The organism is Pseudomonas sp. MF6755, assembly GCF_016405635.1.
In the GTDB taxonomy this organism is placed as follows: Bacteria; Pseudomonadota; Gammaproteobacteria; order Pseudomonadales; family Pseudomonadaceae; genus Aquipseudomonas; species Aquipseudomonas haemolytica.
In genome coordinates, this window is sequence record NZ_JAEKDA010000006.1 from 320,818 (window position 1) to 347,758 (window position 26,941).

The 26,941-nt window shown below is 57.5% G+C and carries 31 protein-coding genes, 2 tRNA genes and 1 pseudogene; 22 read left to right on the forward strand and 12 right to left on the reverse strand.

Annotated elements, in window-relative coordinates:
- Positions 1–2 precede the first annotated feature (2 nt).
- Positions 3–779: a TatD family hydrolase gene (locus tag JFT66_RS10220; protein ID WP_034118057.1), complete on the forward strand. Its 777-nt coding sequence runs from the start codon at positions 3–5 to the stop codon at positions 777–779.
- Here JFT66_RS10220 and JFT66_RS10225 read toward each other — a convergent pair.
- The 6 genes and pseudogenes from JFT66_RS10225 to JFT66_RS10245 form a co-directional block, all read right to left on the reverse strand.
- Positions 726–1,157 (reverse strand): hypothetical protein, encoded by a 432-nt coding sequence (locus JFT66_RS10225; protein WP_198859204.1) that lies wholly within the window; start codon positions 1,155–1,157, stop codon positions 726–728. The two genes, JFT66_RS10220 and JFT66_RS10225, sit on opposite strands and share 54 nt — an antisense overlap.
- Before the next feature lie 126 nt (positions 1,158–1,283).
- Entirely contained in the window at positions 1,284–2,213 is a 930-nt protein-coding gene (locus JFT66_RS30165) for a methyl-accepting chemotaxis protein (protein ID WP_442963605.1), read from the reverse strand.
- Positions 2,190–3,281, reverse strand: a pseudogene (locus JFT66_RS30170) (methyl-accepting chemotaxis protein); the annotation flags it as partial. The gene JFT66_RS30165 and the pseudogene JFT66_RS30170, both read right to left, overlap by 24 nt.
- Positions 3,282–3,464: 183 nt before the next feature.
- A complete protein-coding gene (gene ampE, locus JFT66_RS10235) occupies positions 3,465–4,301 on the reverse strand; it encodes a regulatory signaling modulator protein AmpE (RefSeq protein ID WP_034118054.1) in 837 nt (278 codons plus the stop codon).
- Positions 4,298–4,861 (reverse strand): 1,6-anhydro-N-acetylmuramyl-L-alanine amidase AmpD, encoded by a 564-nt coding sequence (gene ampD, locus JFT66_RS10240; RefSeq protein WP_153838923.1) that lies wholly within the window; start codon positions 4,859–4,861, stop codon positions 4,298–4,300. The genes ampE and ampD overlap by 4 nt, the downstream gene beginning before the upstream one ends.
- A gap of 61 nt (positions 4,862–4,922) precedes the next feature.
- Positions 4,923–7,073, reverse strand: a complete 2,151-nt coding sequence (locus JFT66_RS10245) for a DUF1631 domain-containing protein (RefSeq protein ID WP_198859206.1) — start codon at positions 7,071–7,073, stop codon at positions 4,923–4,925.
- Between the two features lie 242 nt (positions 7,074–7,315).
- Here JFT66_RS10245 and nadC point away from each other — a divergent pair, with 242 nt between their 5' ends.
- Positions 7,316–8,164 (forward strand): carboxylating nicotinate-nucleotide diphosphorylase, encoded by an 849-nt coding sequence (gene nadC, locus JFT66_RS10250; protein WP_153838924.1) that lies wholly within the window; start codon positions 7,316–7,318, stop codon positions 8,162–8,164.
- A gap of 74 nt (positions 8,165–8,238) precedes the next feature.
- Here the strand turns inward: nadC and JFT66_RS10255 are convergent, their stop codons facing one another.
- The 3 genes from JFT66_RS10255 to JFT66_RS10265 all read right to left on the reverse strand — a co-directional run bounded on the left by JFT66_RS10255 (position 8,239) and on the right by JFT66_RS10265 (position 9,245).
- Entirely contained in the window at positions 8,239–8,544 is a 306-nt protein-coding gene (locus JFT66_RS10255; RefSeq protein ID WP_198859207.1) for a DUF6388 family protein, read from the reverse strand.
- Between the two features lie 150 nt (positions 8,545–8,694).
- Positions 8,695–8,767, reverse strand: a tRNA-Thr gene (locus JFT66_RS10260).
- Positions 8,768–8,831: 64 nt separating this feature from the next.
- Entirely contained in the window at positions 8,832–9,245 is a 414-nt protein-coding gene (locus JFT66_RS10265) for a pilin (protein WP_034118049.1), read from the reverse strand.
- Between the two features lie 201 nt (positions 9,246–9,446).
- Here JFT66_RS10265 and JFT66_RS10270 point away from each other — a divergent pair, with 201 nt between their 5' ends.
- From JFT66_RS10270 to yacG, 4 genes are read left to right on the forward strand one after another with little or no spacing between them, the layout of a single operon-like run.
- Complete coding sequence (locus JFT66_RS10270) at positions 9,447–10,655, forward strand: type II secretion system F family protein (protein WP_198859208.1); 1,209 nt, start codon at positions 9,447–9,449, stop codon at positions 10,653–10,655.
- Positions 10,652–11,518: a prepilin peptidase gene (locus tag JFT66_RS10275; RefSeq protein WP_034118047.1), complete on the forward strand. Its 867-nt coding sequence runs from the start codon at positions 10,652–10,654 to the stop codon at positions 11,516–11,518. Before JFT66_RS10270 ends, JFT66_RS10275 begins: the two co-directional genes overlap by 4 nt.
- Complete coding sequence (coaE, locus tag JFT66_RS10280) at positions 11,515–12,138, forward strand: dephospho-CoA kinase (RefSeq protein WP_034118045.1); 624 nt, start codon at positions 11,515–11,517, stop codon at positions 12,136–12,138. The genes JFT66_RS10275 and coaE overlap by 4 nt, the downstream gene beginning before the upstream one ends.
- Entirely contained in the window at positions 12,135–12,335 is a 201-nt protein-coding gene (yacG, locus tag JFT66_RS10285; protein WP_034118044.1) for a DNA gyrase inhibitor YacG, read from the forward strand. The genes coaE and yacG overlap by 4 nt, the downstream gene beginning before the upstream one ends.
- Here yacG and JFT66_RS10290 read toward each other — a convergent pair.
- Both JFT66_RS10290 and JFT66_RS10295 read right to left on the reverse strand, forming a co-directional pair.
- Positions 12,332–12,547: a hypothetical protein gene (locus JFT66_RS10290; protein ID WP_003171680.1), complete on the reverse strand. Its 216-nt coding sequence runs from the start codon at positions 12,545–12,547 to the stop codon at positions 12,332–12,334. The genes yacG and JFT66_RS10290 overlap by 4 nt on opposite strands.
- Before the next feature lie 64 nt (positions 12,548–12,611).
- Positions 12,612–13,301 (reverse strand): energy-coupling factor ABC transporter permease, encoded by a 690-nt coding sequence (locus JFT66_RS10295; protein WP_198859209.1) that lies wholly within the window; start codon positions 13,299–13,301, stop codon positions 12,612–12,614.
- Between the two features lie 129 nt (positions 13,302–13,430).
- On the opposite strand from JFT66_RS10295, the gene JFT66_RS10300 reads away from it, so the two are divergent.
- The 3 genes from JFT66_RS10300 to JFT66_RS10310 all read left to right on the forward strand — a co-directional run bounded on the left by JFT66_RS10300 (position 13,431) and on the right by JFT66_RS10310 (position 15,682).
- The gene (locus JFT66_RS10300; RefSeq protein WP_003188431.1) at positions 13,431–14,060 is read left to right on the forward strand and encodes a DUF1780 domain-containing protein; all 630 of its coding nucleotides are present in this window, start codon (positions 13,431–13,433) and stop codon (positions 14,058–14,060) included.
- 89 nt (positions 14,061–14,149) lie between these two features.
- Positions 14,150–14,323, forward strand: a complete 174-nt coding sequence (locus JFT66_RS10305) for a DUF3094 family protein (RefSeq protein ID WP_034118042.1) — start codon at positions 14,150–14,152, stop codon at positions 14,321–14,323.
- A gap of 60 nt (positions 14,324–14,383) precedes the next feature.
- The gene (locus tag JFT66_RS10310; RefSeq protein ID WP_005784669.1) at positions 14,384–15,682 is read left to right on the forward strand and encodes an NAD(P)/FAD-dependent oxidoreductase; all 1,299 of its coding nucleotides are present in this window, start codon (positions 14,384–14,386) and stop codon (positions 15,680–15,682) included.
- A gap of 117 nt (positions 15,683–15,799) precedes the next feature.
- On the opposite strand, the gene JFT66_RS10315 is transcribed toward JFT66_RS10310, so the two are convergent.
- Positions 15,800–15,876 (reverse strand) — tRNA-Pro (locus JFT66_RS10315).
- A gap of 242 nt (positions 15,877–16,118) precedes the next feature.
- On the opposite strand from JFT66_RS10315, the gene JFT66_RS10320 reads away from it, so the two are divergent.
- From JFT66_RS10320 to JFT66_RS10380, 13 genes are all read left to right on the forward strand, one after another.
- The gene (locus tag JFT66_RS10320; RefSeq protein ID WP_032877846.1) at positions 16,119–16,979 is read left to right on the forward strand and encodes a ParA family protein; all 861 of its coding nucleotides are present in this window, start codon (positions 16,119–16,121) and stop codon (positions 16,977–16,979) included.
- A gap of 1 nt (position 16,980) precedes the next feature.
- On the forward strand, positions 16,981–17,739 hold the full coding sequence (locus JFT66_RS10325) for a hypothetical protein (protein ID WP_060763808.1): 759 nt from the start codon (positions 16,981–16,983) through the stop codon (positions 17,737–17,739).
- Complete coding sequence (locus JFT66_RS10330; RefSeq protein WP_153838928.1) at positions 17,736–18,437, forward strand: DUF2786 domain-containing protein; 702 nt, start codon at positions 17,736–17,738, stop codon at positions 18,435–18,437. Before JFT66_RS10325 ends, JFT66_RS10330 begins: the two co-directional genes overlap by 4 nt.
- Positions 18,434–19,153 (forward strand): HNH endonuclease signature motif containing protein, encoded by a 720-nt coding sequence (locus tag JFT66_RS10335; RefSeq protein ID WP_102605717.1) that lies wholly within the window; start codon positions 18,434–18,436, stop codon positions 19,151–19,153. The genes JFT66_RS10330 and JFT66_RS10335 overlap by 4 nt, the downstream gene beginning before the upstream one ends.
- Positions 19,137–19,355 carry a hypothetical protein gene (locus tag JFT66_RS10340; RefSeq protein ID WP_032877851.1) on the forward strand — a complete coding sequence of 73 codons (219 nt, stop codon included), beginning with the start codon at positions 19,137–19,139 and terminating at the stop codon, positions 19,353–19,355. The genes JFT66_RS10335 and JFT66_RS10340 overlap by 17 nt, the downstream gene beginning before the upstream one ends.
- A complete protein-coding gene (gene dnaB, locus JFT66_RS10345; protein WP_153838929.1) occupies positions 19,352–20,701 on the forward strand; it encodes a replicative DNA helicase in 1,350 nt (449 codons plus the stop codon). The genes JFT66_RS10340 and dnaB overlap by 4 nt, the downstream gene beginning before the upstream one ends.
- A gap of 180 nt (positions 20,702–20,881) precedes the next feature.
- A complete protein-coding gene (locus tag JFT66_RS10350) occupies positions 20,882–21,403 on the forward strand; it encodes a hypothetical protein (protein ID WP_153838930.1) in 522 nt (173 codons plus the stop codon).
- Complete coding sequence (locus tag JFT66_RS10355; protein WP_008437325.1) at positions 21,400–21,639, forward strand: type II toxin-antitoxin system HicA family toxin; 240 nt, start codon at positions 21,400–21,402, stop codon at positions 21,637–21,639. The genes JFT66_RS10350 and JFT66_RS10355 overlap by 4 nt, the downstream gene beginning before the upstream one ends.
- The gene (yejK, locus tag JFT66_RS10360; protein WP_060763811.1) at positions 21,639–22,640 is read left to right on the forward strand and encodes a nucleoid-associated protein YejK; all 1,002 of its coding nucleotides are present in this window, start codon (positions 21,639–21,641) and stop codon (positions 22,638–22,640) included. Before JFT66_RS10355 ends, yejK begins: the two co-directional genes overlap by 1 nt.
- A gap of 33 nt (positions 22,641–22,673) precedes the next feature.
- The gene (locus JFT66_RS10365) at positions 22,674–22,910 is read left to right on the forward strand and encodes an Arc family DNA-binding protein (protein WP_032877856.1); all 237 of its coding nucleotides are present in this window, start codon (positions 22,674–22,676) and stop codon (positions 22,908–22,910) included.
- Positions 22,907–24,679, forward strand: coding sequence for a ParB family protein (locus tag JFT66_RS10370; RefSeq protein ID WP_153838931.1), 1,773 nt, complete (start codon positions 22,907–22,909; stop codon positions 24,677–24,679). The genes JFT66_RS10365 and JFT66_RS10370 overlap by 4 nt, the downstream gene beginning before the upstream one ends.
- 28 nt (positions 24,680–24,707) lie before the next feature.
- Positions 24,708–25,403 (forward strand): DUF2857 domain-containing protein, encoded by a 696-nt coding sequence (locus tag JFT66_RS10375; protein WP_008437329.1) that lies wholly within the window; start codon positions 24,708–24,710, stop codon positions 25,401–25,403.
- Positions 25,400–26,701, forward strand: a complete 1,302-nt coding sequence (locus tag JFT66_RS10380) for an STY4528 family pathogenicity island replication protein (protein ID WP_153838932.1) — start codon at positions 25,400–25,402, stop codon at positions 26,699–26,701. Before JFT66_RS10375 ends, JFT66_RS10380 begins: the two co-directional genes overlap by 4 nt.
- Positions 26,702–26,941 lie beyond the last annotated feature (240 nt).

Genomic DNA, 26,941 nt, shown 5'->3' on the forward strand with positions numbered 1-26,941 from the left:
GCGTGGAGCTGATCGACACCCACACCCATTTGGACTTCGCGGATTTCGACCACGACCGCCAGCAAGTCCTCGCCCACAGCCGTCAACTCGGCGTGCGGCGCATGGTGGTGTTGGGGGTATATCAGAACAATTGGCAGCGGCTATGGGATCTGGTGCAGGAGGACGAAGACTTGTTCGCCGCCTTCGGATTGCACCCGGTGTATCTCGATGAGCACCGCCCTGCCGACCTGCTGGAGCTGGGTGATTGGTTGACACGCCTGCACGGCCATCGGCAACTGTGTGCCGTAGGCGAAGTCGGCCTGGATTATTTTCTTGAGCACCTGGACCGCGAGCGCCAGCAAAGCCTGTTTGAAGCCCAACTGAAACTTGCAGTGGATTTCCAGCTGCCTGCCTTGCTACATGTGCGCCGCAGCCACGCCGCTGTGATTGCCACCCTCAAGCGCATCCGTCTGCCGCGGGGCGGCATCATCCATGCGTTCGCCGGCAGCGTCGAGGAGGCCCGCGAGTACATCAAGCTCGGTTTCAAACTTGGCCTGGGCGGCGCCGCCACCTGGCCCCAGGCACTGCGAATGCACAAGGTGCTGGCCCAGCTACCCCTTGACGCCGTGGTGCTGGAAACCGATTCGCCGGATATGGCCCCGGTCATGTACCCGAACCAGCGCAACAGCCCGCAGCACTTGCCGGACATCTGCACCGCGCTGGCCGAGCGGATGGGTATCAGCCCTTCATTGCTGGCAGAGGCGAGCACACGCAATGCGTGCGAGCTGTTCAAGTGGTAGCGGGTGGATGACCTGCAAGTTCAAGGTCATTTTTTGTCGATGGCGGGCGTAGCGCACGACCAGGCAATGGATAAACACCGCGACCAGCGAAATGTTGAACTGCCCGATCACACTGAGCAGCCCCACCCACTCCGCGACCAACGCCACCAGCAAGGTCGCGCACGTCAGTATGATCATGCTCGGCCGCACCAGCGCCCATTGGTCCAAGGCGCGAAATTGACGCAACTGTTTGTGGCAAAGCAACTGCAAGCCTGAGTGGCAGTACGTACAGTCAAAAGGTACATCGATGGCAATGGCGTTCAGTTGCCAAGGCTTGAGTTCAAACGTCATGTCGCACTGGGCGCAATGCCCTTTGATGCTGCCGATTACAGCGGTCATCGCCATGCCTCCTCGAGACCGTGACTGAGTGAAACAAAGTCTCACCCATTCACGCCGCGATAAAACCTAGCCTGGTAAATCAAGACATACGCTACGCCGCCCGAAGCCCAATCCTATAGAAAATTCCTACACCCGGAACGCGCCAATCAATTGCCTCAACTCTATAACCTGCGCCGACAATTGCCGACTGGCCGCTTCAGTCTGCTGGGCCCCTTGCGCTGCATGCTCGCCGGCGCGATTGATTTCAACAATATTCTGGTCGATGTCTTGGGCGACCGCCGTTTGCTGCTCCACGGCAGCGGCGATCTGCTGGTTCTGGTCGACGATCATCCCGACGGCGCCGAGGATATTTTCCAGGGCCTGCTGGACTTTCTCAGACTGCCCCACCGTGCCACTCGCCATTTCATGGCTGCTGCCCATGGCCTTCACCGCCGCGCCAACGCCGCTGTGCAAGCGGCTGATCATCTGTTCGATTTCTTCGGTGGAATGCTGGGTGCGCCGGGCGAGAGTGCGCACCTCATCGGCCACCACGGCAAAACCGCGCCCCTGTTCACCGGCGCGCGCGGCTTCGATGGCCGCGTTAAGCGCCAACAAGTTGGTCTGTTCGGCAATGCTCTTGATCACGTCCAATACGCGGCTGATGGATTGGCTGTCGACGGCCAACTGGTTGATAACCCTCACCGACTCATCGATCTCCGAAGCCAGGCGCACGATGCCACCTTGCTGGGATTGCACCAGCGCACGCCCGCTGACGGTTTCATCGTTAACGCTCTGGGCGCTGCTGACTGCGGCCGCTGCGCTACGGGCCACTTCCTGGGCGGTGGCGGACATCTGATTCATCGCCGTCGCCACTTGTTCGATCTGGCTGCGCTGGCCGGACACCGCCTGGTTACTCTGGGACGAAACCGCCTGCACCTGGCCGGCCTGCAATTCGACCTGGCTGACCGTATGCCCGACACGCTCGATCAAGTCATGGATCTTGGCCACGGTGCCATTGAACACTTGGCCCAAGTCCCCAAGCTCATCGCGGCTTTGGGCAACGAAGGTAACCGTCATGTCACCTGCCGCCACTTTGTCCATCATCGCCCCCAAGCGATGCAAAGTGGTGCGTGTGGAAACAAAGAAGCCCGCATACAGATAGAAAATCAGCGCGAACATCGCCGCCAGGGCCGTGATCAGCAGCACCATGTGCATGCGGTTTTGTGCCAGCCGTTGCTGCAATTGCTGCTCGAGGAACGTCAGAGTGGCGTCATCCAATTGATACGTCTTGGCCATCAGTTGGCTGACGCTGTCGTAAAAGCCTTGCCACGCCATGTCGAGGGTCTCTGCCATCACCACCTGTTCTTCGAACAACTCACTGCCTTGCTTCAGGCTGGCCTGGCTGGCTTGCGCCAACGTGTCGAGTGCTGCGTGCGCGGCGTTGCTGATGCCCAGCGCATCCTGCAACTTCAAGCCATATTCGCCCTGAAGCTTTTCCAATTGCTGCAACAGCTCATCAAAGCGTGTGCTGGAAGACGAATTGATGAAACCTTGGCCCAACGAATACGCGCCCATCGCCCGGCCCTCTCCCAGCGCCTGGGTGACTTGCGGGGTGACGGTGGTGACCAGATTGGAGAGCTGGCGCAGCTCACTTTGCGCGTCACGGCTCAAGCCGGCTTGGCTGGCAATGATTTGGCTAAGCATCTGGGCTTGGTTGAGTAATTTGCCGATCAGCGCGGTTTTGTTGAGCAACGAGGTTTCCTGTTGCTGGGCCTTGAACGCGTCGATCAACTCGTCGCGCTTGTTTTCGAAAACTGCGACTTGCTCAGGTTGATTCGCCATGGCGCTAAGGCCCTGCAGACGGTCCAGCACACTTTGCTCCAAGGCGCTGATCCTGGTCTCAAGGTCAGCGGCCTTGCCGGACTGACCAAGGGTGGCGTTGATCTGCACCTGGTTGTTGAGCGACTCCAGGTCACGACGCAACACCAGGCTGCTGCCGAGCAGGTCAAGGCTTTGCAGTTCGATGTGGGTGCCCTGGAATTCGCGCCAGGAATCACGCACCAGGAAATAGTTGGTCGCCAGCATCGGCAGCAGGAACAGCACGCTGATCAGGCTGAACTTCATGCCGAAGCTCAGGCGGTTCATCAGCGCGACGGCTGGATAGAGCAAGCTCTTCACAGGTGACCTCCCTTTCTTTTATTTTTATTGAGGCGCAGGGCGGCGGCAGATAGCCACTATTTGGCGCTCTGTCTGTATAGCTCAATTCGAGAGGGAGTTTTGTAACGTAAGGTTAACGGCGTGGGTAATGGATCCCCACGCCGCTATGACTCAGGGCAAAACGGTCCAGATAGCAAACCCGGCATACCACAGCACCGCCGCACGCAGCAGCAGTTCCCACAGGCGATCCAGGCTGTTGATGCCATCGGCACCCACCACCGGCGGCGGAATTTCGGCGGCGGCCAGGCCAACTTTTTCCACCAGTTGTGCAGCGCTGATGTCCCAGCTCAGCAGCTCGTGGAGCATCACACGGCTGACCCCGACGAAGTTGCCCACCAAGGCAAAGCTCGCCGCCAGCAGACGTACCGGCAACCAGTCAAACGCGTGACGCAACTGCGTGGCGCGTTCGGCCACCAACGGGTTCTGGCTGTGTTCGCTGGCCAGCGCCAACAGGCGATAGGCCAAAGCGGCCACCGGGCCTAACAGGAAGTACCAGAAAATTACTGCGAAAAAGCTCTGATACGCCTGCCACAACAGATGGCCCTGGACGCGCTCCAACAATTGCTCGCCACTGTCGGCGCCAAGCTTCAGGTCGCGCTCGGCCACGTGTTCGGCAGCTTGCAGGTCACCGCGCCGCCAGGCATCACGAAACGGGCCCAGCCCTGCCAGCAGATCGCCACGGCCCAGGCTATAGATCACCACCAGCAAATGCACCGGCAATGCCAACAGGCCATAGGCCACCGGCTCCAGCACCAACAACAATAGTGCCAGTAATGCCACGGGCAGCAGCACCAGCACCAGCAAGATCAGCCAGGGTCGCTTGCCCATGCGTGGGCTCGATTCCAGCTTGGCCAACTCCCGCAGCCATCCACCGTCGCGCTGCAACCGCAGGCGCAAGGCCGAGAACTTCTCGATCCAGACCGCCAGCACCAACACCAGGAAACTCATTGTTTGTGTCCTCCATTCTGCAGGGCGCTGCGAAAGCGCCTCCAATCAAAAGCGGGGCCCGGGTCGGTCTTGCGCCCCGGTGCGATGTCGCTGTGACCACAAATACGTTGGTGGGTTATCGCTGGGTAAGCCAACAGCAACTGGCGCGCCAAGTCGATCAGGGCCGCATACTGGGCATCGGTAAACGGCAGTTCGTCGGTGCCCTCCAACTCGATGCCCAGGGAGAAATCGTTGCACACCTCGCGCCCCTCGAAGCTGGAAATGCCGGCATGCCAAGCCCGGTCCCGGCACGAAACAAATTGCGTCACAGTGCCGTCACGCTCAATCAGAAAATGCGCAGACACACGTAGGTGGGCAATCCCTTCAAAGTAGGGATGTTCCGATACATCCAGGCGGTTCTGGAAGAACTCCTGCACCTTGCCAGTGGCGAACTGCGCCGGAGGCAAGCTGATGTTGTGCACCACCAACAGCGAGATTTCACCTTCAGGGCGCTCGTTGAAGTTGGGCGACGGGCAATGACGAATGCCTTGGCACCAACCGCTGGCGGGGTCCAACTGCATACAGGCTCCTTGAATGAGACGAGGTGTTACCAGTATGCCGCGTTCCGCCCTGTGGTTGCGATCACTTGCCGCGATTGAGTTGACGCAGGTTGGCCATCACCGCAGCCAGCGCACGCTCGAACAGCAAGCCATCGTCCAAGACGCGCAGCGCGCCACACTTGAACGCCACGGCCAATTGCTCGGCGCTTTTCTCCAAGGCTTTGAGCCCCGTACGGCTGACAAAAACGTAGGTGTTGGCGGGGGGCATGATTGCCGTCAGCTTGCAGCGCAGGGTGGTTACTTGATCTTGCTGAAACGCCACCCAGACGCCGATCCGCAATTGCTGAGCCTTGAGCAAGTCGGCGTCATCACCGGGCAAGGACTCAACAGCGACGCGCAAGCCCGGGCCGAGGGTAACGGGCTCGCGGACTTCGACCAACGCGTCGGCGCCCTCGCCTTCGAACGGCTGAACATGCACGGCCTGCAACCGCAGGAAAAACTCACGGGTGCTGAAAGGATCGAACGCCGCACCGGCCAAACCGTCACGCAATGCCTTGAGCAGCCCTGGCAATTGCTCAAGCAAATACCGGCCCGCCTCGGTGCCTTCCCGCAAACCAACGCTGCAGATCAACTCATCCATGGTGCGCAGCGCCGCTTGCCACTGCAGCGATTGTTCGCCGTGCTTGAGAGCGGTCACCACCAGCACCTGGCTCCACGCCTGTTGCAGGAATTGCACCACAAACTGCGGCAGGACTTGGCCCAAAAGCCGTCGATTGAGCACTTGCGCCACACGCTCACGCGCGGCTTCCAGTTGCAGGCGCTCGCGTGCGGCGTCACGGGTATGCCGTTCCAGCAACTCGCTGCGCCTGCGCTCATCAGCGGCAAACGCGCTGAACTGCGTCAGCATCTGGAAAAAAATCTCCGGGTCTTCGACATACTCGTTCAGCAAGCGCTGTACCACCTGCTCGATACGCACGTACAGGGTGTCGCGTGGATCGTCCTGCGGGCCCCACCCTATGACGGCGCTCGCGATTTCATTGAGCAAGCGCCGCGCCGGATGGTTCGCGCAGCTGAACAGGCTCTTGTCCAGCACGGCGACTTTCAGCAGTGGGATCTGCAAGCGGGCGATCAGGCCCTTGAAAGCGTCCGGCACACTGCCGTCATCGAGCATGAATTCGAACAGCAAGGCCACCAGGTTGATCACATCTTCGTCAGCATCTTCCACCACCCGCGACTTGCCACTCTTGACACTGACCCGGGTCAGCAACTGTTCAAGATGGTTTCGCAGGTCGAAATCGTCCTCGGCCTCGGGCTCCGGGACGTATTGTTGCAAATGCGAAAGCAGGCGCAGCAGGTCGCGAGTGTCAATGGGTTGTGGCTCGGCACTGGCTTCGAGGGTCGGCGCCACGCTACCACGCACGGCGACCAACAATTTTTGCAAGGCACTGAAGGCTTGCTGACCGCTTTCATCGAGTGGCAGTTCGGCAATCGGCTGGTTGGCGTGGTGCTGTTCACGGTTCGCACGCTCGCCGAGACGACGGGACGGAACGGCCTTGAGTTCGGGCAGCACCCCAGTGGCGACCAATAGTTGATTGGCTTCCGCGTACAGCAGGTCAGCGTCACTAAGCACGTATTTTTCAAAGAGCTTGAGCATGATCAGCTTGACGCGGATCTCGACTCCCAGGCTGCGCCCCGCCTGCAGGAAAAACCCACAGAGCAGTGCCGGGCCCAGAGGGTTCTCATGATCATCCAGGCGCCTGCCGAGCAATTCACTGAGCCGCGCGCTCAGTTGCCCCAATGCCAAGCCATCACGGTGCCGCACTCGACTGAGCATCGCTTCCAGGGCCACGGCTCTTTCCAGATCATCGGCGCTTGTACCACGTACCGATTCGTAGGACACCACCGGCACCAGGTGCAAGTCGCCGCGCCCGGCCTGACCCAGATTGGCGAAGGCCGCAAACAGCTGTTCCATGAACACGCGCTCGAAATTCTTGCGCTTGAGGCGCAGGTCGCGCATGGCCTCGAAAAAAATATGATGATCGACGGTGCTACGGGCTTTGTCAGCCATTTCGAACAGGGTGTCATCGGCGTTATCGAACAGCTCCTGTAAACCCTGTTGCAGCTGTTGCGCGGCCTTGTCACGCACCTGCAGCACCACCACCGGCAGGCGTGCGAGCGGCGATGGCGTGGCCTGTGCCCTGTTGATAGGCACCACCTTTCCGTCATTGTGCATCCTGGCCTCCTGAAACGGCGGTGTTGAGGGGGAAAGAACGGGGCAGGCCTGAAAGGCACGGCAAATACCCGTCTACCACCCGGACGTCAAAGCTATGACGCCAATTGCAAGGCGCGCGATTATCTTGCAAATGAGGGCCGTTGCGCCAGCAAACTCTGCCGTCGCGCTGTAATTGAGTGGCGAGCCTGGGTTCAAACGCACGCAGCCCCTATAATCGAGGCACTTTGTTTGTGGAGCCTGTTATGCCGAACCTCCGTCTTGCCGACCTCACTGCCGAAATCGAAGCCAACGTGCGCCGCGCACTGCTGGAAGACATCGGCAGTGGCGACATCACCGCACAGTTGATCCCGGCCGAACGGCTGGCCAAGGCCACGATCATTACCCGCGAGGCGGCCGTTATCGCCGGTACGGCCTGGGTGGATGCGGTATTTCGCCAACTGGACCCGCGGGTCGCCGTGCATTGGCAGGTGGCCGATGGTGAGCGTGTCAGCCCCAACCAGGCGCTGTTCCACCTCGAAGGTCCGGCACGTTCGCTGCTCAGTGGTGAACGCTCTGCGCTGAATTTCCTGCAGATGCTGTCAGGGGTAGCTACTCGCGCGCAGTTCCTGGCGGACTTTGTCGCCACTACCCAGGTCAAGCTGCTGGACACCCGCAAGACATTGCCGGGCCTGCGCCTGGCGCAGAAGTACGCAGTCACTTGCGGCGGTTGCCATAATCACCGCATCGGGCTGTATGACGCGTTCCTGATCAAGGAAAACCATATTGCCGCCTGCGGTGGCATTGCCCAGGCGATCACGGCCGCGCACAAGATCGCCCCGGGCAAGCCGGTGGAAGTCGAAGTGGAAAGCCTGGAGGAATTGCGTGAAGCGCTGGCCGCGGGGGCTGACATCATCATGCTGGATGAGCTGAGCCTGGAAGACATGCGCGAAGCCGTGCACTTGAACGCCGGCAAGGCCAAGCTGGAAGCCAGCGGCGGCATCAATGAAACCACCCTGCTGCCCATCGCTGAAACCGGCGTGGACTATATCTCCATCGGCGCGATGACCAAGGATGTGAAAGCGGTGGATCTGTCGATGCGCCTCAGTATCTGAGTAGTTGCCAGCGGTAAGCTTCAAGCTGCAAGAAGGCTGCGAGACAACTTGCAGCTTGAAACCCGCGGCTGCTTTTAAACTACAAGGTTATTCATCTCGCAGTACTCTTGCCATTCGACACCCAGCACGTCGGCCGCCTCTTTGTGCAAGACCAACCGCGCAGCTTCGAACTCTTCCGGTGTCGAAGTGTACTTGAGGGTCAGCTCCCAAGGCTGGTAGCCCTGGCTCTCGGCCTCGTCCTCGAATGCCCACTGAATCTGGTCACGCTGGTCGTCAGCGCTCAGGTCCTTGATCTCTTCTTTAAGCTGCGGCGTGTCCTCAAGGTATTTCTTGAGTGCTTCTTCGTGCCGAACTTCCTGGGTCATCTCAGTCGTGGTCATGTTGTTCTCTTAGATCGAGGAATGGGGATGCATCTGGGTCATCAAGGTTGCGCAGATACAAAAGAGCAGGCAGGAATGCCGACTCGTCTGGCCTTCAGAACCATTCTGGGATCATCTGAAAACATTGCCTTTGAAGCAGTGGTGCCTTTGTGCCCGAGACAGGAATCGAACCTGCGACCTTCGCGTTACGAGTGCGCTGCTCTACCAACTGAGCTACACGGGCGGTGGGCTAAAGCTAGCACTGCATTGGGCGTGCAGCAACTGACACGCTCACCGCCCGGCGCCCGTTACGCTCCGTGGGCGCTGCAACCCTTGGCAACGTACTGAGCCTCCGCCGTGGTGGCACAGGTCCAGCCGGTGCTGGCGCTGCGGGTCAAGGTGATGGTCTTGCCCAGCACGGGCGCAGGCGCGTCGAGGATTTCACAACTGATGGAACCGGCACCCGAGGCCACATCGCCTGCCACGTCGATCTTGCAGTTGGCTGTAGGGCTGGTGCCACCGATCAGGGCCAAGGTCGGCACAGTGCCCTGGTTGATCGTGTCCTCGTAGCCAGCCTTCAACGCGCTGATTTCAGCCAGCCCCGCCGTGAACTTGGCCTTGGCCTGGTGCTTGGTGTACATGGGCAAACCGATGGTGGCCAAAATGCCGATAATTGCCACGACGATCAACAATTCGATCAAGGTAAAGCCTTTTTGACGCATCTCTTTCACTCTCCAGTATAGAACCATGACAGGGCACGTCCTGCGCCCCGTTTTGTGCAACGGCGCCAGTGTACTCATGCTCACTCGGCCAATCGCGTACAAGACGTACATTCTGACATTTTATTCCTGAACGCCAGCCTGCCCGGACACGCTCCCTGACTAAGCTATAAATTCTTCACCACCTGCGTGCGCAAACCTGACATGAATGACACTTCAACGATATACGCCTGGGAAGGCATCAACCGCAAAGGGCGCAGGGTGTCCGGGCAAATGGCTGGCCATAACCTTGCGCTGATCAAGGCACAACTGCGCCAGCAAGGAATCTGCCCCGAGCATGTGCGCAAGAAGCCTCCCCCACGAGGTACTTTCGCTCCACGAATATTACCCGCGGATATCGCCCTGCTCACCCGCCAGTTGGCTACCTTGCTCAAGGCCGGTATCCCGCTGCTGCAAGCGTTCGACATCATCAGAGAAGGTGTTGAAAACCGGCAAGTCAGCGAACTGGTCAAAACGTTGAAACAGCAGATCGCCAGCGGCAACAGCTTGGCCGATGCGCTGCGCCAGCACCCGCGTTATTTCGATGACCTGTATTGCAGCCTGGTAGCCGCCGGGGAACAGGCAGGTGCCCTGGAAACCCTGCTGGAGCGCGTGGCGATCCACCTGGAAAAAAGCCAGCAGCTCAAAGCCAGGATCAAGAAAGCCATGACCTACCCTGTCGTGGTACTGGTGGTTGCCGCACTGGTCAGCACAGTGCTGTTGATACACGTAGTGCCGCAATTCCAGAACCTGTTCGCCGGGGTCAATGGTCAATTGCCCGGATTTACCCTGGGGGTCATTGCCTTGTCCGAATTCCTGCAACAAGCGTGGTGGATGCTGGCATTGGGCTTGGGCGCAACCGTATGGGGGCTTCGCTACGCCTACCGTGTTTACCCGAGCTTTCGCCACTGGCTTGAAGCCGGTTTGTTGAAAGCCCCGCTGGCAGGCAAACTGCTGCAAAAATCAGCCGTCGCACGCTACGCACGCACGCTTTCAACCACGTTTTCGGCGGGTGTCCCCTTGGTGCAGGCATTGAGCTCGGTGGCCGGTGCCGTCGGTAATGGACCTTTCAGACAGGCAATCGAACGTATGCGCCACGATGTATCCACAGGCATGCAGTTGAATCAGTCAATGGCCAGCAGCGGCCTGTTCCCAGGCATGGCGATCCAGATGACGGCAATCGGTGAGGAGTCCGGCACTTTGGACCGCATGCTGGAAAAAGTCGCGAACCACTACGAGTCAGACGTAGACACCTTGGTCGATAACCTCACCAGCCTGATGGAGCCGTTGATCATGGTCGTACTGGGGGGCATTGTCGGGGCGCTGGTGATCGCGATGTACCTGCCAGTCTTTCAGTTGGGTACGGCATTTTGAGCCTGCTGTTGCGCGAGTATCCCTGGGCGTTTGTCGGCCTGGCGCTGGTATTGGGCCTGATCGTCGGCAGTTTCCTCAACGTGCTGGCGTGGCGCCTGCCAAAAATGCTCGAGCGCGAATGGCGTGCCCAGGCCCATGAGATCCTCGGCTTGCCGGCTGCTCCCACAGGCCCGGTCTATAACCTGATGCGCCCGAACTCCTGTTGCCCGCACTGTGACCAGCCGATTCGACCTTGGGAAAATATCCCGGTGCTCAGTTACCTGCTGCTCAGGGGGCGCTGTGCCCACTGTCGTGAGCCCATCAGCATTCGCTACCCCCTCACCGAACTGGCATGCGCACTGCTCTCAGCCGCTGTTGCCTGGCACTTCGGCTTTGGCTGGCAAGCCGGCGCGGTACTGCTGTTGAGTTGGGGCTTGCTCGGCATGAGCCTGATTGACCTCGACCATCAATTGCTGCCGGATGCGCTGGTGCTACCGCTGCTCTGGCTGGGGCTCATCCTCAACAGCGCCGGCCTGCTGACGACCCTGCCCGATGCGCTGTGGGGCGCAGTCATTGGCTACATGAGCCTGTGGAGCGTGTTCTGGCTGTTCAAACTCGTCACCGGCAAGGATGGCATGGGCCATGGCGACTTCAAGTTGCTGGCATTGCTGGGCGCCTGGGGCGGCTGGCAAATACTACCGATGACACTGCTGATGGCCTCACTGCTGGGCGTGATCGCCGGGCTTATTCTGTTGCGTGTGCGCAAGGCCCAAGGCTCGGCACCGATGCCGTTTGGCCCCTGCCTGGCAATTGCCGGCTGGATTGCATTGCTCTGGGGTGGTCAAATAACCGACTTCTATTTGCAGTCTGTCGGTTTCAGATGACCACTTCTGTCGCAACACCCTGGATTCTTGGCCTCACAGGCGGCATTGGCAGCGGCAAAAGCGCTGCGGCCGAGCACTTTATCAACCTGGGTATTGACCTGGTGGATGCCGATCATGCTGCCCGCTGGGTCGTCGAACCTGGTCGGCCGGCACTGGCGCGCATTGCCGAGCACTTCGGCAACGGCGTGTTGCAGCCCGACGGCCAGTTGGACCGCGCCGCACTGCGTAAACTGATTTTTGAAGTACCTGAAGAACGCCGGTGGCTGGAGGCCTTGCTGCACCCGCTGATTGCCGAGGAAATTCGCAGCCACCTGGCACGTGCCCGGTCGCCTTATGCGATCCTGGTGTCACCGCTGCTGATCGAGTCCGGCCAGTACAGCATGACCCAGCGCATCCTGGTGATCGACGTGCCGCAATCGCTGCAGATTCAGCGTACCCTGCAGCGCGATGGCATCAGCGAACACCAGGTGCAGGCGATACTCAAGGCCCAGTCCAGCCGAGAAGACCGCCTGAACCATGCCGATGACGTACTGGTCAATGACCAAGACCTTGCCTGGCTGCACGGCGAGGTCGAGCGACTGCACCACTTTTACCTTACTTTGCGTGGAGGCCGACCATGAGCCAACCCTTGACCGTCGACTGCCCAACCTGCGGTGCACCCGTGGAATGGAAAGCGACCAACCTCAACCGGCCGTTCTGCTCGGACCGTTGCAAACTCATCGACCTGGGCGCCTGGGCCGCAGAGGAACACAAGATCCCCGTGACCCCGGATGCAGAAGACGAACTGTTTTCCGAAGACCTGCCGCCGCGCCACTAAGGCCGCATAAAGGCATATTCCTGCTGGTCGTCGAGGTTTTCTGCGAGGTATTGCAACTCGTCGGCCAGGTCTTCAAAACTGCGCACACCCTTGCTTTGCTGCACCACGGCGCTGAGCATGGCGCGCAATGTCAGGCCTGGGTCAAAACCGATTTCCTGCGCTGCATCCTGACTTCTGCGCAACTCCTGCCGTGCCCACTCATACACACTCATGATCCGTGCTCCTGAAAATTTTGCAGAGCATGGACCTGCGCCGTTGCCTGGGATTTGACCTGGATCAACGCCGCGAATCGTCGTCCTTCCAGGGTGCCGAGAGATAGCGGGTGCGGTTGAAGGTCTCCAGCCATTCAGGGCAAAACACTACCAACGCACTGATGACCATGCCGTTGATAAAAGCTTCGGGGAAGATGATCAGCCACAGGTAGCCTACAAAGTCTTCCAGCCACTCCGGCATCGCAAAGCGGCCATCGAACCACAACAGACCCAGGCCGGCCAACAGGCACAACAAGGCCGATAGCGCAGCGGCAAAAAAACCGGAACAGAAGATATACACAAAGGGGTTACGTGGTTGTGCCCGCTCCACCAACAGCGCGCAACTTTCGGTGACCAGCACCGGCAACACGATCAGGAGCAGGCCATTGACGCCGAGCGCAGCCAGGTCCTGGCGCCCCAACAGCATCAAGCCGAGCTGAGCGGCAAACCCACCAACGATTGCCAGCGGCCAATCGAGCAGCAAGGTGACGGCGGTCATGCCGATAAAGTGATAGGACACCCCGGTATCGAAATCCCGCCGCACCAGCCACAGCATGAACAGCGCGAATACCGTGCCGAACAGCAAATGCTGGCGCCGTCGGTCGGCGAACAGTTCGACCCAAGGCGAACGCAGGATCGCCCAGACCACCGCCGGCGCGTACAACAGCCAGCCGATGCTCAGGGTCAGTGGTGCCAGAACAGCCGCACTGATCACGGATGCAATACCTCTACAAAAAGCCTCACCACACACCTCATCCTTGGGCTTACTGCCAAGTCAACAGTCTACACCCGCGTTTTAAAGCAAGACTTCCTGTGGTCATCATTTGAACGCTAAGCTGCGAATATGGATGACTCAGATTATTTGCGTCTGCTCACCGTAGCAGCCGAACAAGCCAATGCGTTCCTGTCCAATGCCCGCAAGTGGGAGCGTGAGCGTTGGGTCTGCCAGCGCCTGCTGCAAGGCCTGAACGTGCCCTACCGTGTCGAAGAGTTTCACGCTGCGGGCCAGGAACCGCCGGATGTATTGTTTCGCGACGCCAGCTTCGAGGTGTTTTTCGTGCTGGACGAAGGCCGCCGCCTGAATGATGAATGGCGCGACGAATTGCTGCGCAGGCGCAGCGCTTTCTCCTTGAGCCAATTGGTGCGGCGCGAGGCCAAGCCACGGCGCATCCCTGCCCATGAGTTCCTGCTGCGCCTGGCGCCGACATTGCGTAAAAAAGCCCACAACTACAAAGAACGCGGTATGGACCTGGGAGAGCTGGACCTCATCGCCTTCACCAGCCTCAAGCGCGAAGTGCTGGACCTCAACAGCCACTTTCCGCCACCGACCGAATACCTGCGCCAGGGCTGGCGTTCGTTGTCACTGGTAGGCCCGACTTTCGCCCGGGTGCTGTTCGCCCACCCGGATGCACCGGATTTCTTGCGCAACAACCTGGGGCGCAGCATAGTATTCGACGTTGGCATCAGCTTGTGACACGGGCACCGGCTACGCTTATGGCGATAGCGCCAACTCCTTGACTGTAACGTGGCGCCCTTTTGCAACGTCTACCTGACGAGGCCTTTATGACCAGCCGCCTGAACCCCGATGACCAACAGCATGTCGAAGAGTACCTGCAACTCTCCCAGAACAGAGTCGAGCGCAAGCCTTTCCGGCCATGGCTGCTTCTCTGTGTGGTGCTGGTAGTGGTGGTCGGGCTCGGCGTGCTGAGCCGCCTATTGAGTTACCTGACGCTATGAGCTGCCTGGCGCTCGCGGGGGTAACTGCTCCGATTTCTTTTAGCCTTGCGAGATATCCCCATGACCCATCGTATTATTATCGTCGGCGGCGGTGCCGGCGGCCTGGAGTTGGCCACCCGCCTGGGTAAGACCCTGGGCAAGCGCGGCAAGGCCAGCATCACGCTGGTGGACGCCAACCTGACCCACATCTGGAAGCCCCTGCTGCACGAAGTGGCTGCAGGCTCACTGAATTCTTCTGAAGACGAACTCAATTATGTCGCCCAGGCGAAATGGAACCACTTCGAGTTCCAGCTGGGGCGTATGAGCGGGCTTGACCGTGAACAGAAGAAAATCCAGCTGGCCGCCACCCTCGACGAAGAAGGCCGCGAACTGGTGCCCGCACGTGTACTGGGCTATGACAGCCTGGTGATTGCCGTGGGCAGCACCACCAACGATTTCGGTACCGAGGGCGCGGCGCAGCATTGCCTGTTCCTCGACACGCGCAAACAGGCCGAGCGCTTCCACCAGCAGTTGCTCAACCACTATCTGCGCGCCCATGCCGGGCAGACCGATGCCGTTGAACAGATCAGCGTTGCCATCGTTGGCGCCGGTGCCACCGGCGTCGAACTGGCCGCCGAGCTGCATAACGCCGCCCATGAGCTGGCCGCGTATGGCCTTGACCGCATCAAGCCGGAAAACATGCACATCACCCTGATCGAAGCCGGGCCGCGGGTACTGCCTGCGTTGCCGGAGAGGATCGGCGGGCCTGTGCATAAAACCCTGGAGAAACTTGGGGTGACCGTACTGACCAATTCGGCGGTCAGTGAGGTGACTGCCGACGCCCTGATCACCAGCAGCGGCCAAGTGATTCCGGCCAGCCTCAAGGTGTGGGCAGCCGGGATCCGCGCACCGGGTTTCCTCAAGGACATCGATGGCTTGGAAACCAACCGCATCAATCAGTTGCAAGTGTTGCAAACCCTGCAAACCACTCGCGACGAAAACATCTTCGCCTTTGGTGATTGCGCCGCCTGCCCGCAACCCGGCACTGACCGCAACGTACCGCCACGGGCACAGGCTGCGCATCAGCAGGCTTCGCTGCTGGCCAAATCGCTTAAATTACGCATCGAAGGCAAGGACCTGCCGACCTATAAGTACACCGACTACGGCTCGCTGATCTCGCTGTCGCGCTTCTCGGCAGTGGGTAACTTGATGGGTAACCTGACCGGCAGTGTGATGCTGGAGGGTTGGCTGGCGCGGATGTTCTATGTGTCGCTGTACCGCATGCACCAGATGGCGCTGTACGGTTTCTTCCGCACGGCGATGCTGATGCTGGGGAGCAAGATTGGCCGAGGCACCGAACCGCGCCTCAAACTCCACTAACAGCGCATAATACCTGTGGGAGGGAGCAAGCCCCCTCCCACATTTGATTTGCGGTGAACTCAGGATTCGCGCGCGCAAAAAAAATCCCCGTATCTTTCGATACGAGGATTTTTAATATGGTCGGGGTAAGGGGATTCGAACTCCTGACATCCTGCTCCCAAAGCAGGCGCGCTACCGGACTGCGCTATACCCCGGTAAAAAAAAGGCGACCTTTCAGTCGCCTTCTCCGATCAGGGCTTTTGGCCTCTGATCTTAAGATTCGATTCCAGCCTTAACTGGTCTCAAAAATGGTGGGTCGTGTGGGATTCGAACCTACGACCAATTGGTTAAAAGACAATTGGTTCTAGTGCTTCAAAGCCCAGGATCGTGTTCGCTACACATAGCTGTTTCCGTGGCCTCGCAGCCTCTAATGAACCCACATTAGAGGCTCCAAACCATGAAAATCTCTGCGGTAGTTTCGACCAAAGGCGGCGTAGGAAAAACCACCATCGAGGCCAACCTCGGCGCTTTTTGTGCGGATGCAGGCCTGCGCGTGCTCCTCATCGACCTAGATCCTGCACAGCCCTCACTCTCCTCGTATTACCAATTGGTCGACGAAGCTCAGGGGGGCATCTACGACCTGCTGGCATTCAATATCACCGAATCAGCCAAGATCATATCCAGCACCGCGATACCAAACCTCTCGCTTGTCATTTCCAACGACATCAACAACCAACTGAACAGCCTGCTCCTGCAAGCACCTGACGGACGGTTGCGGCTCGCCAACCTGATGCCGGCGTTCAAAGATCATTTCGACCTGGTACTGATTGACACTCAAGGCGCCAGATCGGCCATGCTCGAAATGGTGGTCCTAGCCTCTGATTTGGTCATATCCCCACTTCCGCCCAATATGCTCGCTGCACGGGAGTTCAGCCGGGGAACCATGCAGATGTTGGACGGCCTGCGCGCCTATGGGCGCCTGGGCATGAAAATCCCACCCGTGCGGATAGTCGTCAACAATCTCGACCAAACCACTGACGCGCAAATGATCGAGCAGTCGGTACGGGAAATTTTCCAGGACAATGACGAAATCAACGTTCTGGATAGCGTCGTCCCCAGCGCAGTGGTGTTTCGTAGCGGTTCTTCCCTGGGCGTCCCAGTACACCGCCTGGAATACCGACAGCCTTCAAACCGAATATCCCCGGCAGCCTTAGTCGTCATCCGCCGTTTGGCCATTGAGCTTTTTCCAGAATGGCGTGACCGCTTCGAGGCCATGACCGAGGAAAAGGTAGCCAACTTGGTGAGGGAGGGTCGTTGAAATGGCGAAGCCCTCCATTACCGACGCCCGCAGTATTACTGCAGATCTCATCCTAGAGGTTGGCAAGTACTACAGCGCTCAGCAATTGCGCAGCTTGCAAGCCAAGCTCAGTGGAACCGCACGAGAAATCAGAGCCCTGACAAGCGGTTGCCATCTACCCGGTCGGATTGGCGCCCAGTTGAGCGTTGAACAGATTCAGCTTTTGCAAGACGCCGCGAAGCTAATCGAGTCTGTGAACTCGAACATAAAGCACGCGAAGGAAAAGCGCGGCCGCGACGAAAGCCAAGCCAAACGCCGTCAGCAAAGTCGATATGCAGAAGCCAAACGCCTGGTAGCTGAAACATATCTAGAACCTTTTGTTCCTGAGTCAACGGCTTTGGACCCTCTCCTAGATATTCTTAAAACAGCGCTGACGCTCAATCGCGCAGACGTTTTCAGGAATGGTTATTCACCTAGGGAGTTCAATCTCAGGCTCCGTGATTACCTGTCGCCTGCCAGAACTCGAAAGCTTATTGGCTGGACCAGTCCAAGTGCTTTTTGGATAAGCACGGTTCTCTCTCTGCGTAATGACGTTGTGCAAACTGTTGAGCAAGAGATTGCTTACGACGATGGCTCGAGTGTTCAAGACCGTCTTGATGCCTTGAAACAGAAGGTTGCGGACTGTCTTGCACAGACTCACCTCTCTGCTGATGAGGAAGAAACACTTCGCCTGTGGTCAGAGGCGCTCTCCCCCAGCCTTCAAAAGGAAGGGGGCGAATGATGGACAAGCAAAAAGTCCTCTGCAAGGTTGCCAAACTCATGGCGCTGGCCAAGTCACAAGGCGCTGCCCCAAACGAAGTGGAAATTGCACTTCGTCAAGCTCGCCATTTGATGAAGCAGTACAACCTGGAACACACCGAAGTTGCTGCCCATACAATCAAAGAAGCCATTGTGGGTACCAAAACCCGTAGGGCACCGCAGGATTGGCTGCACAACCTGGCCTCAATCTGCTCCCAAGCCTTCGATTGCAGCCACTTGGCGTATTTCAATCCGCTGCTTGGCTGGTCCTTCAAGTTCTTGGGGAAGGGTATTTCACCCGAGCTGGCAGCTCACACCTATTCAACGCTGCATCACCAGCTTGTCGCAGCCCGACGAGCTCATGTTGCCCGGCAGAAGCGCTGCCAACTAAAAACCAAACGTCACCGTGGCCAACTGTTTGCAGAGGGCTGGCTCAATGCCGTCGCCTCTAAGGTGCACCAGTTTGCAGGCGGGATAGACGAAAACACTGCGCTGGAGATCCAAGCCTACCTGGAATGGCACCATCCAAAACTAACACTAGCCATTATCAAGCCCATCGAAGCCAAAGGTCATGACACCCGCTCTTTGCAAGCGGGATGGGACCAGGGCAAGCATGCCAGGCTGCATCGTGGTGTTGGACAGCAGTCGCAAGGAGCCCTTGGGCATGGGAGGAGCCAATGAGAACTCATTCGCCTCCACCTTTGGCCATGGCGGCGCTGGAAAAAGCCAGATCCCAGCTTGGACTTACCCCGGTTCACAAACACCATGTTTGGAGTGAGGCAGAAGAGCGCACGCTCATTGCCCGTTATCCCGATGAACCGACTCATGTCCTAGCCGCCGAATTGGGGCTCAGCGTCTATCAGGTCTATGCCAAAGCCAAACGGCTGGGTTTGAGCAAAAGCACCGAGTTTCTTCGCAGTAGTCTCTGTGGCCGGCTTGACGGCAAGTTGGGCGCTGAATTCCGCTTTCCCAAGGGTTTTGTCCCGTGGAATAAGGGCCTCAAGGGGCTCCCCTCCTCTGGTCGCATGACTCAAACGCAGTTTAAGGCGGGGAATAAACCAGGGAACTGGCTCCCTGTTGGCAGCCTGCGCACGACTCCTGACGGCTATCAGCAGAAGAAAATCACTGATACCGGTTATCCACCCGTTGACTGGAAAGCGGTGCACGTACTGCTCTGGGAGGAGCATCACGGACCAGTCCCTTTAAACATGTGCGTGTGCTTCAAGGACGGCAACAAGGCCCATATAGCCCTGAATAACCTGGAGTTACTGACGAGGGCAGAACGCATGCGTCGTAACACCATTCATCGGTATCCGGAAGAGCTGAAATCCGCAATACGCGCTATCGGCAAACTCAAACGCACCATCCGGGAGGTTGAAAATGAAGAACAAGATTGAAGATCTACGTAATCACCTGTTCGTCGCGATCGAGAGCCTCCTGGACCCGGAAAAACCAATGGAAATCGAACGGGCTAAAGCGGTAGCGGAGGTTGCTCAGGTCATGATCAATTCAGCGAAGGTTGAAGTCGACATGGTCAAAGCCCTGGGGGCACGCAACGGGAGTGGTTTTCTTCAGATAGGTCAGGAGTCAGGGAAATGAATCACCTTGACCTATCACCGCCCTACTCCGTAGAGGCTGAACAAGGTGTGTTAGGTGGGCTACTGCTCGACAACAACACCTGGGATCTCGTCGCGGACAAACTGGATGCCTCTGATTTTTTTCGACACGACCATCGGTTGCTGTTCCGGACAATGGCAAGCCTTGCTGACAAGTCGATTCCGTTCGACATCGTCACCGTCCACAACGCGTTGGAGGAGCCAGACGAAGCCGGAGGGCTGGGCTATCTGGGCGAGCTGGCCAAAAACACGCCGTCTGTAGCCAACATCGAGCATTACGCATCCATCGTGCGTAATCGCTCTCGGCTCAGACAGCTCATGTCCCTTGGATACCAATGCTCTCGCGAGGCGACAGACCCGTTGGCAAGTGCGGAGGATGTTCAAGAATCTATTGAACAGCAACTGTTCGCTCTGGGTGAGGGCAAGAGCGCAACGGAATTCGTCAATATCAACCAGTGCCTGACGAATGTCGTCGAACAAATAGACGAACATTTCAACGGCAATATCACCGTGACCGGCCTGCCTTCAGGCCTGGAGGACCTGGACGAGCTGACTTCGGGGTTTCAAGAAGCCGACCTGATCATCCTCGGCGCGCGCCCGTCTATGGGGAAGACCTCTCTGGCCTTGAACTTCATAGATACGGCTCTGCAGGCAAAGCTTGATCGTACAGTTCAGGTTTTCAGCATGGAAATGCCGGCCAAAGCATTGATGTATCGATTGATGGGCATCCTAGGCCATATCGATCTGGGCAGGCTATTGAAGGGCAAGCTCGATGATGATGATTGGCCGAAGCTGACTGCAGCGGTTTCTCGTATCAATGACTATGGCGAGCGCCTGGTCATCGACGACTCATCAGCGCTCACGCCTGCAGTAATCAGAGCCAAATCTCGTCGAGCAGCTCGTCGCTTCGGGCACCCGAGCTTGATCCTGATCGATTACCTGCAGCTCATGCGCTGCCCAGGTCAGGAAAACAGAGCCAACGAGATCAGCGCTATATCCCAATCCCTCAAGGCCCTGGCGAAAGAGATGAATTGCCCGGTGGTTGCGCTTTCCCAGCTCAACCGAGAACTGGAGCGACGGCCAAATAAGCGTCCGATCAACGCAGACCTGCGTGATAGCGGTGCGATTGAACAGGACGCGGACCTGATTATGTTCGTCTACCGGGACGAGGTGTACCACCCTCAGAGCGAACACAAAGGCATTGCAGAAATCATTCTCGGTAAGGCGCGTAACGGCCCAACTGGGACCGTACGAACAGCCTTCATCGCCAATCAGACCCGGTTTGCCAACCTCAGTCCCAACGCCGGCTGGCAAGGGGCTCAAATATGAAAAAGCACACCTCAGCGATGAATACTCTCGTCCGCATCACTCACTGGTGCCTTCAATGCGATAGCCACCACCCAAAACATCAAGTGAGTGGCGCTCCAGCCTTACCCGGCGGTGAAGTGGACGAGCTTATTTGCCCTACTTGCAATAGCTATGACATCGAGGAGCTTCAGGAGGTGTCGGATGCACAGTAGCGCCGAGCTATTTCCTAGTATCCATGCCGGTGCCGTGTTCGAAGCCTCTGCCGTGGCTCATGCCCATAAATCTGGGATAAACCCAGTGGAGCTCGACGCATTAGCTCAAGCGATCGGTCGCCTTGCTCGTGACCACAGCACCGTAGTCCCAATGAGCATGCGTGAGGATCTGTTGGAGTTTGAGAATCTCGGCTACGTCGAGCTGACCAACACGCTCAGCGCAACAATTACCGTTGAACTGCTCTGCGCGGGCGCCTTGCTATCCAGCTACTTCTGGTCGGTTTGGGTGCCCCGCTACCTCCAGTGCTGCTCGCTGAAAGTGGCCGTCATGTCTCACCTGCAACACCCCGCGGAAGTTCAGCACTGCAGCGTGGTGTTCCGCGTCCCTGGAGCACGTGAGGCTATGCGTCACTTTTTGCATGAGCTCGGTACCAAGTTTCCTGGCGACCAGGCTGAAATCATCGCGATCCAGACCGGTAACGTTCTGGCAGCCAGGGATGCAGAGCTATGACCACCAATCTCCTACGCGGAAAAAGCGAGAGCCTTCGTGTACTCGTGAAGTTTGCTGAAGCGAATGGCTGGACGGTGTCTCGCACTCAAGGTGGCCACATCAAGTTCACCAAGTCTGGCCTTGGATCGATTTACACCTCATCAACCGCAAGCGATTACCGCTCAGGCCTCAATGCCAAAGCCCGTATTCGTCGTGCTGATCGAGCTCAAACCCTACATTCGCAGGAGGCAATCTAATGCCTATCCGTCATTGCATCGTCCACCTGATCGACAAAAAACCCGATGGCACACCTGCTGTTCTCCAGGCACGCGATTCGGAGCTATCCGAATCGGTCGCCATCGAGAACATGCTTGCCGACCTCAACGAGAGCTATAACGCCAAACAAGGCAAGGCCTGGGGTTTCTTCCACGCCGAGTCCGGCGCGCACCCGTTTAGCGGCTGGTTAAAGCAATACTTTGAAGGTGGCCAGGACTTCACCGCCTTCAGCCACACGGCGGTCGAGCATCTGCAAAAGCTGATGGAAGAATCCAACCTCTCCACCGGTGGCCACGTACTGTTTGCCCATTACCAGCAAGGCATGACCGACTACCTAACTGTTGCCCTACTCCATCACAGTGAAGGCGTCGTGGTTACTGACGATCTGGACGTCACCCCTTCACGCCACCTGGACGTTGGCCAGCTGCACCTGGCGGCGCGTATTAACCTGTCCGAGTGGCAGAACAACAAACAGTCCAAGCAGTACATCTCGTACATCAAAGGCAAGAACGGTAAGAAGATCTCGGGGTATTTCAGCGACTTCATTGGCTGCATGGAAGGCGTCGACGGCCCGGGCGAAACCCGCACCCTCCTCAAGGCGTTCAGCGACTTCGTTGAAAACGAAGACCTGCCAGACGAATCGGCCCGCGAGAAAACCAAGGCCCTGGTGGACTACGCCACTAGCCAGGCCAAGCTCGGTGAACCCATGGGCCTGGAGGAACTCTCGGGCCTGATCGATGAAGATCGGCCCAAGGCGTTCTACGACCATATCCGCAATAAGGACTACGGCCTGTCGCCGGAAATCCCCCTGGATAAACGCACTCTCAACCAATTCCGTCGGTTCACCGGCCGTGCCGAAGGCTTGTCCATCAGTTTTGAAGCGCATCTGCTAGGGGACAAGATCGAGTACGACGAGGCGTCCAATTCATTAGTCATCAAGGGGTTACCTACCCAACTCACTGATCAGTTGAAACGTCGCTGAACACACTTTCTACCCTAGGCATCGGAGCCCACCATGAGTAACAAACCAAAGCGTCTGCATGAAGAAAAATTCGTTATTCGCCTTCCCGACGGGATGCGCGAACGCATCGCGCTGGAAGCACGTGACAACGCCAGGTCGATGAACTCAGAAATTGTTTATCGGCTGGAAACAACTGCCGAACTTGAAGCCGCTCTTGATCGTGCTTTAAAAATCATTGACCAGCTTTTGGCGGCAAGCCCGGCTTACGAGCAGCCAGGAGCCAGAGTATGAAACCGTCGTTGGCCCAGACCATGAAAGATAAGCTGTTGCTGCCGGCGTTTGAATCGAAGTCGCCAGTGGCAGCGCGGATGAGTGACCCCATCGTCGATACACCCATGCTGTTGACCCTCGACGAAACGCTGCCGTATGACGAAAACCCAAGGACGACTCGTAACCCGAAGTACGATGAAATTAAAGAGTCGATACGAAATCGGGGTCTCGATACGCCACCTCCCGTAACCCGTAAACCTGGGGAAGATAAGTACCGGATCCGCAACGGCGGTAACACTCGTCTGGCAATTTTAAACGAGTTGTATCGTGAGACCGGCGACGAGAAGTACTTCAAGTTTCACTGCCTATTTCGCCCCTGGGACGCCGTTCGGGGCGAAATCATCTCGCTCACCGGCCACTTGGCTGAAAACGACCTGCAAGGCCAGCTCCTATTCATTGAGCGGGCTATTGGGGTCGACAAAGCGAGAGCGCTATATGAAACAGAGGCAGGGGAAGCTATCTCATTGCGTGAGCTTTCACGGCGGCTCAGCGCAGATGGCTACCCTATCTCTCATACGCACATAAGCCGAATGCAGGACGCCATCCGCTACCTGCTTCCTGCAATTCCTACGGTGCTGTATTCCGGACTAGGTGTAGACCGAGTTTCGAAGCTTCTTTCTTTGAGAAAGAGCGCCTTGCAGTGCTGGGAGCGCAATTACCAAACGCAAGAAAATGGGCCGATTCTAGAATTTGAGACAATTTTTCAAGATGTATTGTCCCAGTTTGAGGGCGATGCAGAAGAGTTTCTGTTCCAGCGATTCCAGGACGAACTAATTGATCAGCTCAAAAAGCCTTTAAATCTCGGTTACGAAAAGATACTGCTGGAAATCACTCAGAACCAGGACCAGTTGCGCCGCTCTACGCCGGTTCTTGAGCTGCCACAGTACCCTGCATCGCAATTTGAGGGGGGGACTCAACTTAACGCCTCAAACAATGGCATTGAGGCTAATCAGAACCCTCTACAACTACCCCCTGCTCCTTCGGGGGGCAGCACACATAAGACGACGCCCTCCAAAGAGAGTCCTTCACCTCAAGGGGTCCAACAGCAACTGGCCCCTACTCCGCAGGAGCAAATGAGCCCACAAGAGCGCCAAGCACGTATCGATGGGCACGTTGCGAGTCCTGTGAAGACTTCTCCCAGAGTCGACAAGATGAAACGGGAGCTCGCTGCGCTTGACGGTGAGGTCTTGCCGGACTTCGCCTCCAATGCCTTGGTGGCCATACCTGTTCAAGCGGGCGGACTCAATCCCATTTCTGACCTTTGGTACATCGAACGCGAAATAGACAATACCGCAACCCTGCGTCAGCACATTGCTCAATTGGCTCGCGAAATAGCCAGCTCGGTCAAAGCCCCAGGTCAATTTATCGATATCGATGGTGGCGTCGGGTTCAGCTACCGACACCCCGAAGCGGAAGTCGAAATTACTGCCACAGCCCAACATACCTTGACGCTGCTCCAGTCTTTGAGCGGCTCAATGGCCATCGTACTGAAAATGATTCAGCAGCAACCCGAGCTTCAAATCGACGCTCTGGCTGACTTCGAGTTCGCAGCCGGGCTGGGCCAGATCTTACTGGGCCAGCCTCACACAAAAGATCAGCCCCCTGAAAGTGAATGCCGTCTCAGCGACGGCGCTTTAGTGAAGCTGTTCCGCATTATTCGTCTCGCAAGACGTTTGATTGACCTGGAAATCCAGTCAGTCGCCAACAACGGTCCGAATTCAGCCAGTTAACACACGGACTCTACAAGGGGGAGTCGTCATGTCCAAGACACCAATAAATGAAGCAATCCTGTCACAGGTGCTTCATCACATGCGTAATGGCCAACTTCGGCGCTGCATCGAAATGGGCCTGGAGCCAGAGATATTGGCTCAGCTCCAACAACCTTCAGTACTGAGCTTGCTGCTTAACACTCCCGTGTCTTGGTGCAACGTCACCATTGATGGGGACATGGTAAAAAAACTACTGTCAGGCGCGCAGCGTTCTGATGAAGAAGTGCGCATGATTGAACGTGCGCTGCGACTTGGCGCGACCACTCAAATGCTGCAACAGTTCTTCGGGCTGTCTCCGCAGGATGTGGCCCTTCAACGCCTCATGATCGGCGTGACGGCACGTCGTGGCCGTTGGCGCGAATTCAGTGAGGAGATGGACGCTCAGCTTTGGTACCGATGGACGCACCTAATGCAAGAGCATCAGGTAGAGCTTGGCGACAGTCTCGCGTTGCTGGACATCGCCATGTTAGTCGCCGAGGAACTCAATGCTCCACAGGATACTAGCCCAGATGAAACCCACGAAAACCTCAGCCTGGCCATCATCTGGCATCGCATTCAGTCCTGGATAAAGGAAGGGCTTTACCCTCCTGCAAACCCTGGCCTTCCGAGAAGGCTACAGCTTGTGTCTTCTCAACGACTTGCACAGCCAGCAGCGACATCGGTGGAAGGTGACTCTGTATTATGAGGTTGTCTCGGCTCCCCTTGTCGACGCTTTTAGACTCGGCCTCGGGTCACCTTGAAGCTCACTTGCTTCAGAAAAAAGAGTCGGCGCCTCCGGGGATTGAAGGGTCTTCCCCCTACTCCGGAATTATTTTCAGCGGGAACCCACACGAAACGGTACCTCGCCGATTGCTTTTGGATGATCGCTTAACCCCGCTTGAAAGAAACACCTGGCAGGTATTTCGCCTACTGATCAATGACGACGGCCTTACGGCGTTCCCTACCTATGACCAACTGCGGCCATATTTGGGTATGCAACCCGGTAGGCCTGCCTCACGTGAAACTGTATCAAAAGCATTAGTGACCTTACGTCTCACCCGTTGGCTTAGCCTGGGGCGACGGGTGCGCAATGATCTGAGTGGACAAGTGCAAGGCAACGTCTACCTGCTTCATGACGAACCGGTCACACCGGCCGAAGCTCTAGAGTTCGACAAGGACTACTTGCAGCTACTCGCGCAGTCAATGCAGCACCAGACCAAGGTGATTCGCGAAGTAGCGGAAATTGCCTGGAAGGAATTTGCAGCTGATCCTGACGTTGGCCAACGCTTACCTAGCCGGCTGGACATCATCGAATCCCGAATGAACAGCCAGGCCTGGACCAAAGCGCAGGCTCCAGTCGTTCTCAAAGCGGCAGAGTTCGGAATCCGAACTCAGCAAAATATAGCTCTATCTCCACTGAGTTCGGATACCGAACTCAGCAAAAAAGACGACGAGCGAATCGCTTTGGAGCAGAGTTCGGATGCCGAACTCAGCCGTAAATCCCTGAGTTCGGACTTAGTTCGGCATCCGAACTCATATAGTACGTATACAGATACACACAAAGATGTTTGTAAAAGCTCTGTACATGTACCGCCCACACCAAACGACATGGCTGCCGATTTACTCGGTGCACTGCATCGTCTACCGGTCGAGCAAAAACAGAACGCGGTCATGGCGCTGCAAAAGGTTCCAGCAGAGTTGAAACCGGCGCTGATCAAACAATGGGTCCACCGCTGTGACTCGGGAGGTGTCCGTAACCCGCTGGGTTACTTGATGACACTCGTCGGAATGGCCGTTCGCGGCGATTTCAACAGTCAATGGAACCCTGACGACAAGGCAAAAGCGAGTCACGAGCGTCAAGAAGCTTCAGCGCCGCCAGAGGGCACAGAGCAGCCGACGAAGACGGTAACTCAGCCCCGTAGCCCTGAGTCGATACAAACCGCAAAACACACACTCAGCGGAATGTTGCATCTGCTGAAGCCTAATCGGGGTACACATCCGTGATATTAGGTGGACAACGAGGTCATCGAGGTAACGCGGCCCACAGCACAGCGGCCGTGGCCGGAATCTGGACCAGCGACACAGCAAGTGTTGTGGCCCACAACACCTTGTCAGGATCCGGCATCGATGGTGGCAGCCATGTAAGTGGTGCGGCCCGCACCACCTCAGCAGGGTCCGGCATCGATGGTGGCAGCCATGTAAGTGGTGCGGCCCGCACCACCTTCGCAGAATCCGGCATCGGTG

Coding starts and splice junctions, on each gene's coding strand:
- JFT66_RS10225 (WP_198859204.1), bottom strand. CDS start 1,157: ATGACCGCTGTAATCGGCAGCATCAAAGGGCATTGCGCCCAGTGCGAC.
- JFT66_RS30165 (WP_442963605.1), bottom strand. CDS start 2,213: ATGACGGTTACCTTCGTTGCCCAAAGCCGCGATGAGCTTGGGGACTTG.
- ampE (WP_034118054.1), bottom strand. CDS start 4,301: ATGAGTTTCCTGGTGTTGGTGCTGGCGGTCTGGATCGAGAAGTTCTCG.
- ampD (WP_153838923.1), bottom strand. CDS start 4,861: ATGCAGTTGGACCCCGCCAGCGGTTGGTGCCAAGGCATTCGTCATTGC.
- JFT66_RS10245 (WP_198859206.1), bottom strand. CDS start 7,073: ATGCACAATGACGGAAAGGTGGTGCCTATCAACAGGGCACAGGCCACG.
- nadC (WP_153838924.1), top strand. CDS start 7,316: ATGCCGAACCTCCGTCTTGCCGACCTCACTGCCGAAATCGAAGCCAAC.
- JFT66_RS10255 (WP_198859207.1), bottom strand. CDS start 8,544: ATGACCACGACTGAGATGACCCAGGAAGTTCGGCACGAAGAAGCACTC.
- JFT66_RS10265 (WP_034118049.1), bottom strand. CDS start 9,245: ATGCGTCAAAAAGGCTTTACCTTGATCGAATTGTTGATCGTCGTGGCA.
- JFT66_RS10270 (WP_198859208.1), top strand. CDS start 9,447: ATGAATGACACTTCAACGATATACGCCTGGGAAGGCATCAACCGCAAA.
- coaE (WP_034118045.1), top strand. CDS start 11,515: ATGACCACTTCTGTCGCAACACCCTGGATTCTTGGCCTCACAGGCGGC.
- yacG (WP_034118044.1), top strand. CDS start 12,135: ATGAGCCAACCCTTGACCGTCGACTGCCCAACCTGCGGTGCACCCGTG.
- JFT66_RS10290 (WP_003171680.1), bottom strand. CDS start 12,547: ATGAGTGTGTATGAGTGGGCACGGCAGGAGTTGCGCAGAAGTCAGGAT.
- JFT66_RS10300 (WP_003188431.1), top strand. CDS start 13,431: ATGGATGACTCAGATTATTTGCGTCTGCTCACCGTAGCAGCCGAACAA.
- JFT66_RS10305 (WP_034118042.1), top strand. CDS start 14,150: ATGACCAGCCGCCTGAACCCCGATGACCAACAGCATGTCGAAGAGTAC.
- JFT66_RS10310 (WP_005784669.1), top strand. CDS start 14,384: ATGACCCATCGTATTATTATCGTCGGCGGCGGTGCCGGCGGCCTGGAG.
- JFT66_RS10320 (WP_032877846.1), top strand. CDS start 16,119: ATGAAAATCTCTGCGGTAGTTTCGACCAAAGGCGGCGTAGGAAAAACC.
- JFT66_RS10325 (WP_060763808.1), top strand. CDS start 16,981: ATGGCGAAGCCCTCCATTACCGACGCCCGCAGTATTACTGCAGATCTC.
- JFT66_RS10330 (WP_153838928.1), top strand. CDS start 17,736: ATGATGGACAAGCAAAAAGTCCTCTGCAAGGTTGCCAAACTCATGGCG.
- JFT66_RS10335 (WP_102605717.1), top strand. CDS start 18,434: ATGAGAACTCATTCGCCTCCACCTTTGGCCATGGCGGCGCTGGAAAAA.
- JFT66_RS10340 (WP_032877851.1), top strand. CDS start 19,137: ATGAAGAACAAGATTGAAGATCTACGTAATCACCTGTTCGTCGCGATC.
- dnaB (WP_153838929.1), top strand. CDS start 19,352: ATGAATCACCTTGACCTATCACCGCCCTACTCCGTAGAGGCTGAACAA.
- JFT66_RS10350 (WP_153838930.1), top strand. CDS start 20,882: ATGCACAGTAGCGCCGAGCTATTTCCTAGTATCCATGCCGGTGCCGTG.
- JFT66_RS10355 (WP_008437325.1), top strand. CDS start 21,400: ATGACCACCAATCTCCTACGCGGAAAAAGCGAGAGCCTTCGTGTACTC.
- yejK (WP_060763811.1), top strand. CDS start 21,639: ATGCCTATCCGTCATTGCATCGTCCACCTGATCGACAAAAAACCCGAT.
- JFT66_RS10365 (WP_032877856.1), top strand. CDS start 22,674: ATGAGTAACAAACCAAAGCGTCTGCATGAAGAAAAATTCGTTATTCGC.
- JFT66_RS10370 (WP_153838931.1), top strand. CDS start 22,907: ATGAAACCGTCGTTGGCCCAGACCATGAAAGATAAGCTGTTGCTGCCG.
- JFT66_RS10375 (WP_008437329.1), top strand. CDS start 24,708: ATGTCCAAGACACCAATAAATGAAGCAATCCTGTCACAGGTGCTTCAT.
- JFT66_RS10380 (WP_153838932.1), top strand. CDS start 25,400: ATGAGGTTGTCTCGGCTCCCCTTGTCGACGCTTTTAGACTCGGCCTCG.